The organism is Curtobacterium sp. MCBD17_028 (genome assembly GCF_003234875.1).
Classification (GTDB): Bacteria; Actinomycetota; Actinomycetes; order Actinomycetales; family Microbacteriaceae; genus Curtobacterium.
The window spans coordinates 171,758-179,278 of sequence record NZ_QKTQ01000006.1 but is presented as its reverse complement, the minus strand read 5'-3'; the positions used below and the strand labels follow the sequence as shown (position 1 = coordinate 179,278).

Sequence of the window (7,521 nt, the reverse complement as noted above, 5' to 3'; positions counted from 1 at the left end):
ACCGCGAGCCGGACCGCCCGCTCCCGAAGCTCCTCCGGGTACTTCCTCGGTGCTCCCATGACTCTCATCCTCCCGTGGATTGAGAGCCTCCATCAGACCCGGGGCGGAACACTGCGGGGTGTTCGGCGGGGCAAGCAGTTCGTCACGACGAAACCGGACGAACGTGCGCTGCGGCCGCCGGATCACGTGCAGCGCTGTTTCCGCGCGGATCGGCCGAACGAACTCTAGGTCGTTGACTTCACCTACGTGCCGACGTGGTCGGGGATGGCGTTCACTGCCTTCGTCACGGACGTGTTCTCGCGCCGGATCGTGGGGTGGCGGACGATGAACCGGATGCCGACCGACCTGCCGCTCGACGCGCTCGAGATGGCGCTGCGGGTCCGCGATCGCGCCGGCGAGGACATCACGGGCGTCGTGCAACATTCCGATGCCGGGTCGCAAGGCGGATTCAACTGGTCGTCGCAACACCTTAATCGTGGAGGTGTTTCGAGGTGGCGAAGAAGGATTGGATTGCGAAGACGAGCGAGGCTCCCGAGGGCGTTCGACGTCAGTGGCGGTCGGATCGTGCGTTGCGGCCGCCGATGCGCTCGCCCGGGCGTCCTGAGCCCTCGCGGGCAGTGCAGCGGCAGTTTTGGCGTCTGATCGCGACGGGCGTCAACTCGGCCGAGGCGGCGCTGCAAGCGGGTGTGTCGGTGCCAGTCGGGAGCCGCTGGTTTCGCCACGCTGGCGGCATGGCACCGATCTCGCTGACCGAGCCGTCTGGTCGCTATCTGTCGTTCGAGGAGCGCGAGGAGATCGCACTGTTGCGCGCCCAGCACATCGGCGTTCGCGAGATCGCACGCAGGATCGGCCGCGACGCGGGAACGATCTCCCGGGAGCTGCGCCGGAACGCGGCAACGCGCAGCGGAAAGCAGGAGTACCGGGCGTTGGTGGCGCAGTGGAAAGCGCAACAGGCGGCGAAGCGTCGCAAGACCGCGAGGCTTGTGGGGAACCCGCGGCTGCGTGAGGACGTCCAGGAGCGCCTTGCCGGCAACGTCCGTGGGCCCGACGGCAGCATCGTTATCGGGCCGGAGCCGCCATCATGGAAAGGGTTGAACAAGCCGCATCGGCAGGACAGGCGGTGGGCGACCGCGTGGAGCCCGGAGCAGATCTCGCACAGGCTGAAGGTCGATTTCCCCGATGATGAGTCCATGCGGATCAGCCCAGAGGCGATCTATCAGTCGCTGTTCATCCAGGGCCGTGGTGCACTCGAACGCGAGCTCGTCGCCTGTCTGCGAACCGGTCGCGCGCTCCGACAGCCACGAGCTCGAACGCAGAACCGCCCGCAAGGGCATGTCACCGCCGATGTCGTGTTCTCCAAGCGCCCCGTCGAGGCCGCGGACCGTGCAGTTCCCGGGCACTGGGAAGGCGATCTGATCATCGGAACGGGCCGGTCGGCGATCGACACGATCGTCGAGCGTAAGAGCCGTTCGACCCTGCTGGTACATCTTCCGCGGGTTGACGGCTATGGCGAGATCCCACGCGTCAAGAACGGTCCCGCGTTGGCTGGCTATGGCGCCGTTGCGATGAACGCCGGGCTGATCGCGTCGATGACGAAGCTTCCCGAACAGCTCCGCAAGACGCTCACTTGGGACCGCGGCAAGGAGCTCTCCGCACACGCGCAGTTCGCGCTCGAGACGGGCACGAAGGTGTTCTTCGCCGACCCCCACTCGCCCTGGCAGCGGCCGACGAATGAAAACACCAACGGGCTACTGCGTCAGTACTTCCCGAAGGGCACGGACCTCTCACGGTGGTCGGCGAACGACCTTGAAGCAGTCGCTCTCGCGTTGAACAACCGGCCGCGGAAGAGCCTTGATTGGAAGACGCCAGCCGAGGTCTTCGAAGAGCAACTACCCTCGCTGCAAGAACCCGGTGTTGCATCGACCGGTTGAACTCGCCCAGTACACGGCGCTGCGCTACTCCGACCGTCTCGCCGAGGTTGGCGCGGTCGCATCGATCGGGACCGTGGGTGATCCGTACGATAACGCCCTCGCCGAGACCGTCGTCGGGCTCTACAAGAACGAGTGCGTGAAGATCGACGGCCCGTTCCGCGGCGCCGACGACCTCGAGTTGGCGACACTGTCCTGGGTGCACTGGTTCAACGAGAACCGACTGCATTCATCGATCGACTACGTCACCCCCATCGAGAAAGAGAACCAGTACTACCGTGAAATCAACGCCCGACAGCAGCCGCTGCCGGGACAACTCGCCCTCCACTGAACCCGGGGCGATTCAGTCCGGCCCGTCGGTTCGACGTCGGCCAGCCGGGACAGCAGACTGAGAGGCGAGCCCAGATCGGAACAGGACATGATGGCGAAGATGGAAGCCGCGGACGGCACGTCGGAGCGGAAGCGGATCTCGATTCCGAAGGTCGACACCTCTGTGCTCGACTGGTGGGAGCAGCAGCATGATGCCGGAATGTCCATACGAATCCTCATTCGCCGAGAGATCGAGCGAACTGGCTACACAGACATCGTCCACGGCCGAGTAGAGCAACGACTCCGCAACCACGAGGAGTGACGTTCGTCCCGGTTCGTGTGCGCCGCCCAGTGGCCCCGCGCGTCGCCCTGCAGTCCTAGCTGAGCGCAGCCGATCGGTTGGCCGCCTCGTCCGGTGCGCAGGCATGGCGACGTCTTGAGCACACGGTCGCCGACATCATGCGCGGCACCGTCCGCTCCGGCAGCCACGACGGCGGCATCGACGTCGAGTCAGGGAGCGCGGTAGCGCGGGTGAAGCGTCAAGGCGCTACCGTCGGGGCCGGCGTCGTCCAGCAGCTGTACGGCGCCACGCAGGCTGCGCAGAAGTCCGGCAAGTTCTACACGACTTCCTCGTACAGCCGTGACGCGATCGCCTTCGCTCGTCGCGTCGGTGTGAAGCTCTACGTGGTCGACGAGGTGCGCGAGAGCGCCCGACGGTCGACTGTATTCCGGCGTGTCCTCAGAACGCCTCTTTGGCGAAGCCATCCGGGTTGGAGTGCAGCGGGCCTTCCCACGCGAGGCCAGCCGCCACCGCACGATGCAGCGCTTCGTCAGTGCGGCCGAAGTAGCAGAAGCCCTGCTCGTCCTCGACGCGTAGCGCTCTGGCAGCGACACGATGAGCCGCCAGTTGAAGAGCATCTTGCGGACGTCGATGACGTACTCGTCAGTGGTGCGGATGCGGAAGCCGTACTCGGTCGCCGGTGATCGTCACGGGGGCTCCTTCCGGGGTCGATGACACGGTACTGGGTGGGTGGGGGTTGGCCAGCTCTGGCAGGATCGAAGCGACCAAGAGAGCGGGGACGGACATGGCTGGTACGACGAGCGTGGACTGCTACATCGACGCGTATAAAGGCGCCGAGGGCCGTCAGGGGATGCGACTGCGTGAGAAAGGCACCGGACGCAAGGTGTCATTCGGCGAGGTGCCGCCGGCGGCCGCCGATCCGTTCATGCAGTTCCTCATCATGGGCGCCTCGAGCGCTGCAGCGATGCCCGACGTGATGCTGAAGGACGGGGCTGAGGACGGGGTCCGAGTCTCTGGCAACGTCGACTTCGACTCTCCGGAAGAGATCCGCTTCTTCTACGACGACGCGCTGCAGTACCTGTTCGTGTGATGGCAGCGAGCACCACACCGCTCCCGTCCCCGACACCCTCGATGATCCCGACCCCGTCGGTGGTCCCTACGCCCAGCCCGTCGCCCGCCGTGATCCACGTCGTGATGGACGGGTCCGCGCCGGTATGGCAGGCACCGTTGCTCACTGGGGTGTTCGTGCTCGCTGCGGCGATCATCGCGCTGATGTCGCTGTACTTTAGCGACCGGAGGAAGCTGAAGCGCGAGGACCAGCGGCAGTGGGACGGCGATCTGAAACGCGCCTACCTCGCGATCATCGGCCAGACGGACGAGGTCGGCCGAGTCCTGCTCCTCGTCCGTTCGGAGGGCGTCGAGAAGCTCAACGAGGTGACGGCGGAGGCGCTGCGGGGCGTGCGCGAACAGCAACTCCTGCTCGAGTTGCACGTTGGTGATCGGGTGAACCGCATCGTGGAGGAGCTCGCTGGCCTCCTGCTCGAGATCTACGAGGCGAGCTTCACCGCTCAGCGGGCAGACCTGCCAAGCACCAGTTGGTCTGTCGGGTTCTCGAATCGGCTACGTGAGGTGGAAGGGCGCCTGCGAGCATCGATTCGGCGCGAGCTCCGAATGCCCCCACGGTAGGAACGAGAAGAGCCCTCGCGGCCAAGATGGCTGCGGGGGCTTCTGGTGCCGTGAGCACAGGTCAGGCGCTGCGTCAGATTCCCGTCCAGGACTCGTGGCCCAGCCCATCGCCACAATCACACTGCTCATGGAGACAGACGTACGAGCGGCGGAGGAAGCGGCCGGCCACGGTTCGGCCGCAGTGCAGGGCATCCCTCGAAGCTAAAGTCCGTCAGTCCGCGTCGTGCCAGTGCAGCCCGAGCGTCGCGAACGCCTCGGCAAGAGCGTCGTTCTCGGGAGTGATGGTGCCCTGCGTGTCAGGGGCGATGTGGGTGGGACGGTCGTCGTCACTGTCGGCGAACCGCTCGAAGATCGCCCACATCCGCAGGTCATCCCCATGGCGGGAGCGGAACTCGACACCGTCGAATCGGGCGGTCCCCTCGGAGTCACGCAGGTCGTAGATTCTCCGGGCGATTGTCCGCGTCAGCACGCGACGATTGGGGTCCTTCAGCAGGTCGGTACCGATCTCGGCGGCGGCGATGCCGAACGTCGCGAACACCCCGCCGGCGGCCAGATACGCAATTGACTCCGAATGGGTGACGAAGCAGTACGAGCCGGTCTGCTTGCCGCGGGCCCAGACGCGCCCCTCCAGCCACTCGTAACCGACAGCGCCTGCTTCCGCCGTCGGGTAGAGGGACGTGCTGTCGTCGTCGTCGACGATGGCGTCGAGTGCCTGCTTAAGCTGTACGTCGGGGCGTAGGCGCGCGAGCACCTCGAGGAAGCAGCCGACGAGTGTCTCGGCGGTGTAGATCGTGCGGAATCTTCCAAGTTGGTCGTCCCAGCGCCCATCGAACAGGCCGTTGTCGCCGGCGTACTCCCAGGGAGTCCAGGCCCAAGGGTCTGGGGGGTGCCCGATCCGCCAGATCACACCGGGATCGGTGGTGGCTCGGATGCCGTTCGAGCTCATCCGACGAAGGCGAAGGATGCCGCGGCCGAGAGCAGCTGGCCACCGACGTCGGCCGGCTCCTGCTCGCGGAGGATCCGCGCCGGCGCCGTATAGTCGAGGGCCGGGTTCATGCCCTGAAACCAGGACTGCGTCGTTGCGGCGGAGTACCGCTCGCGGAGCACGCCGGCAATCTGGTACGCGGTGCGGAGCCGCAGTTCGTCGAGCTGGCCGGGCGAGCTCGTGCCTGCGGCCCAGCCGGACACAGGGCGAGTCGAACCGACATTGCCGAGGTAGGCGACGAGCTTCACGCCGAGCGTCTCGCGCAGGCGGGTTACGAGCTCGGGGAACGGCAGGCCGACCGACTCTTCGTAGGCTCGGAGACCTGGCCGCTGTGCGGATGTCGCTGTTCTCATCGTGGCCATGACTCATCCTAGACACAAGCACTCAAAAACACGAGCACTCAACACACATAATCGCACCTGTAATCGCATGAAGCGGTGCGGACGTACGGACTCGCGTTCAGCGGGTGGCTCGGATGAGCCTGCCATGTAGCGTGATCTTCGCCGAGGTGTGCACGCCCTGCCGCTCAGAAGCTGCCAGCGGCGGACTGGGCGCGCACTCCGCCTGCCACCATGCCCCGATCCACGAAGACGCGTCCTGACCAGACACCCTTAACCCGCTAGCGAGCGCGGAGTCCTTCGTCTGGTCGCCGCTACCGAGGCTCCAGTCTGGAGCGCGCCCTCTTGCGGGCGGTCACTATCCGTTCCACCTCGTTGGCGACTGAAGCAGGATTCTCGTGCTCCCAAAACCGCAGGACCAGCCAACCGGAAGCCTCGAGGGCCGCGGTGGTCTCAGCGTCCCGAGCGACGTTGCGGTCGAACTTCTCGACCCAGAACTCGGTCCGAGTGCGCGGCGTCGAAGCATGCTCCGGACACCGATGCCAGTAACACCCGTCAATGAACACGGCGACACGGGCACGAGTGAACAAGATGTCGGCGGTTCGGCGAAGGTTCGGCAGAGGCCGGTGGGCGACGCGGTAGCGAAGTCCGGCAGCGTGCAGCAGCCTGCGCACGCCCAGCTCAGGCCTGGTGTCGCGGCTTCGGTTGCCCTGCATGCTGCGTCTAGTCGCGGCGGAGGGCAGAGAATCCGCAGCAGGCGTGTCCCCGTCGACGGGCGAGCTGTCGCCGCCGTAATCTACTGGCATGGGTTCATCGTCTCCCGAAATCGCTGCGATCGACCTCTTCTGCGGCGCCGGCGGGCTCTCCCTCGGCTTGCAGCAGGCTGGCATCGATGTTGTCGCGGGGTTCGACTTCGACGCATCGTGCCGCTTCGCGTACGAGACGAACATCGGGGCTGAGTTCGTGCACGCGGACATTGCAGAGGTCACTGCCCAGCAGCTGAACGATGCTTGGAGGGACGCCCCCGTGCGGCTCCTAGCCGGATGCGCACCATGTCAGCCTTTCTCCAGCCATCGCCGGGGAGCAGATACGAGCGAAGAGAAAAACTGGTCCTTGCTTCAGCATTTCGGGCGGCTCATCGAGGAGACGCTGCCGGACCACGTCACAATGGAGAACGTGGTTCGCCTCATGCGGATGCCGGTCTTCGCCGAGTTTGTCAAGACTCTCCGCGACAACGACTACGAGGTGGATTACCGCACCGTACACGGGCCCGCGTTCGGCCTCGCGCAGAGCAGGCGACGCCTCATCCTCGTCGCCTCGCGCCTGGGCGTGGTCCGCGTTCCGGACGCCGTCGAATCGACCATGGGCGTCTCGGTTCGCGAGGTTATCGGCTCCCTCCCGACGCTCGCTCATGGGCAGTCCGACCCAGACGACGCAATGCACCGTGCACGTCGACTTAGCCCGATCAATCTCGAGCGCATGCGCGCGTCCGTGCCTGGCGGCACCTGGCGCGACTGGCCGGAGGAGCTACTCGCGCCGTGCCACCGAAAGGCGTCAGGCGCGAGCTTCCAGGCCTTCTACGGCCGGATGGAGTGGGACAAGCCCGCGCCGACGATCACGACGCAATCCTTCAACTTCGGCACAGGCCGATTTGGTCACCCGGAGCAGGATCGCAGCCTGACCTTGCGCGAGGCGGCGATGCTCCAGGGGTTCCCTCGCTCGTACGCGTTCGTCGCCGACGGAGTGGAGCCTGCGATGTCCACAGTCGGCAAGCTCATCGGCAACGCCGTTCCGCCGCCATTCGGACGTGCCGTCGGGGAGGTCTTCGTCCAGCGCACTATGACCGTCGTCTAGAGCCGTCCCGGTCATCCCCGTCAGTCGGGCAAGTTCGTCGTGTCCGGAGGGGCGTCCCCGTTCGCCTGCGATTAGTGTGATTGCGGACCGAGTCTTCCCGTGCTCCGGTCCGTCACCCAT

General features: G+C 65.9%; 10 protein-coding genes and 1 pseudogene. 8 read left to right on the top strand and 3 right to left on the bottom strand.

What is annotated here, in order from left to right; genetic code table 11:
* The first annotated feature begins 264 nt into the window (after positions 1-264).
* From DEI86_RS16875 to DEI86_RS09850, 7 genes and pseudogenes are all read left to right on the top strand, one after another.
* Positions 265-642 (top strand): hypothetical protein, encoded by a 378-nt coding sequence (locus DEI86_RS16875; RefSeq protein WP_375342174.1) that lies wholly within the window; start codon positions 265-267, stop codon positions 640-642.
* An 89-nt stretch (positions 643-731) separates the two neighbouring features.
* Positions 732-1,931 (top strand): IS30 family transposase, encoded by a 1,200-nt coding sequence (locus DEI86_RS09875; protein WP_111049435.1) that lies wholly within the window; start codon positions 732-734, stop codon positions 1,929-1,931.
* Positions 1,932-1,938: 7 nt separating this feature from the next.
* Positions 1,939-2,259: pseudogene (locus tag DEI86_RS16545) on the top strand (integrase core domain-containing protein); the annotation flags it as partial.
* Positions 2,260-2,346: 87 nt separating this feature from the next.
* A complete protein-coding gene (locus DEI86_RS09865; RefSeq protein WP_111049419.1) occupies positions 2,347-2,559 on the top strand; it encodes a hypothetical protein in 213 nt (70 codons plus the stop codon).
* 77 nt (positions 2,560-2,636) lie between these two features.
* On the top strand, positions 2,637-3,221 hold the full coding sequence (locus DEI86_RS17030) for a restriction endonuclease (RefSeq protein WP_375342173.1): 585 nt from the start codon (positions 2,637-2,639) through the stop codon (positions 3,219-3,221).
* Positions 3,222-3,340: 119 nt separating this feature from the next.
* Positions 3,341-3,628, top strand: a complete 288-nt coding sequence (locus DEI86_RS09855) for a hypothetical protein (protein WP_146244900.1) — start codon at positions 3,341-3,343, stop codon at positions 3,626-3,628.
* An 89-nt stretch (positions 3,629-3,717) separates the two neighbouring features.
* Positions 3,718-4,224: a hypothetical protein gene (locus tag DEI86_RS09850; RefSeq protein ID WP_146244899.1), complete on the top strand. Its 507-nt coding sequence runs from the start codon at positions 3,718-3,720 to the stop codon at positions 4,222-4,224.
* A 211-nt stretch (positions 4,225-4,435) separates the two neighbouring features.
* On the opposite strand, the gene DEI86_RS09845 is transcribed toward DEI86_RS09850, so the two are convergent.
* The 3 genes from DEI86_RS09845 to DEI86_RS09835 all read right to left on the bottom strand — a co-directional run bounded on the left by DEI86_RS09845 (position 4,436) and on the right by DEI86_RS09835 (position 6,353).
* Positions 4,436-5,170 (bottom strand): RES family NAD+ phosphorylase, encoded by a 735-nt coding sequence (locus DEI86_RS09845; RefSeq protein WP_111049415.1) that lies wholly within the window; start codon positions 5,168-5,170, stop codon positions 4,436-4,438.
* The gene (locus DEI86_RS09840; RefSeq protein ID WP_258376504.1) at positions 5,167-5,571 is read right to left on the bottom strand and encodes a hypothetical protein; all 405 of its coding nucleotides are present in this window, start codon (positions 5,569-5,571) and stop codon (positions 5,167-5,169) included. Before DEI86_RS09840 ends, DEI86_RS09845 begins: the two co-directional genes overlap by 4 nt.
* Before the next feature lie 290 nt (positions 5,572-5,861).
* Positions 5,862-6,353 (bottom strand): very short patch repair endonuclease, encoded by a 492-nt coding sequence (locus DEI86_RS09835; RefSeq protein WP_111049414.1) that lies wholly within the window; start codon positions 6,351-6,353, stop codon positions 5,862-5,864.
* Here DEI86_RS09835 and DEI86_RS09830 point away from each other — a divergent pair.
* Positions 6,352-7,401: a DNA cytosine methyltransferase gene (locus tag DEI86_RS09830; protein ID WP_111049413.1), complete on the top strand. Its 1,050-nt coding sequence runs from the start codon at positions 6,352-6,354 to the stop codon at positions 7,399-7,401. The genes DEI86_RS09835 and DEI86_RS09830 overlap by 2 nt on opposite strands.
* Positions 7,402-7,521 lie beyond the last annotated feature (120 nt).

Bases quoted from the DNA above. Each gene is read 5' to 3' on its own strand.
- DEI86_RS16875 (WP_375342174.1), top strand. From the start codon at position 265: ATGGCGTTCACTGCCTTCGTCACGGACGTGTTCTCGCGCCGGATCGTG.
- DEI86_RS09875 (WP_111049435.1), top strand. From the start codon at position 732: ATGGCACCGATCTCGCTGACCGAGCCGTCTGGTCGCTATCTGTCGTTC.
- DEI86_RS09865 (WP_111049419.1), top strand. From the start codon at position 2,347: ATGATGGCGAAGATGGAAGCCGCGGACGGCACGTCGGAGCGGAAGCGG.
- DEI86_RS09845 (WP_111049415.1), bottom strand. From the start codon at position 5,170: ATGAGCTCGAACGGCATCCGAGCCACCACCGATCCCGGTGTGATCTGG.
- DEI86_RS09840 (WP_258376504.1), bottom strand. From the start codon at position 5,571: ATGGCCACGATGAGAACAGCGACATCCGCACAGCGGCCAGGTCTCCGA.
- DEI86_RS09830 (WP_111049413.1), top strand. From the start codon at position 6,352: ATGGGTTCATCGTCTCCCGAAATCGCTGCGATCGACCTCTTCTGCGGC.
- DEI86_RS09835 (WP_111049414.1), bottom strand. From the start codon at position 6,353: ATGCCAGTAGATTACGGCGGCGACAGCTCGCCCGTCGACGGGGACACG.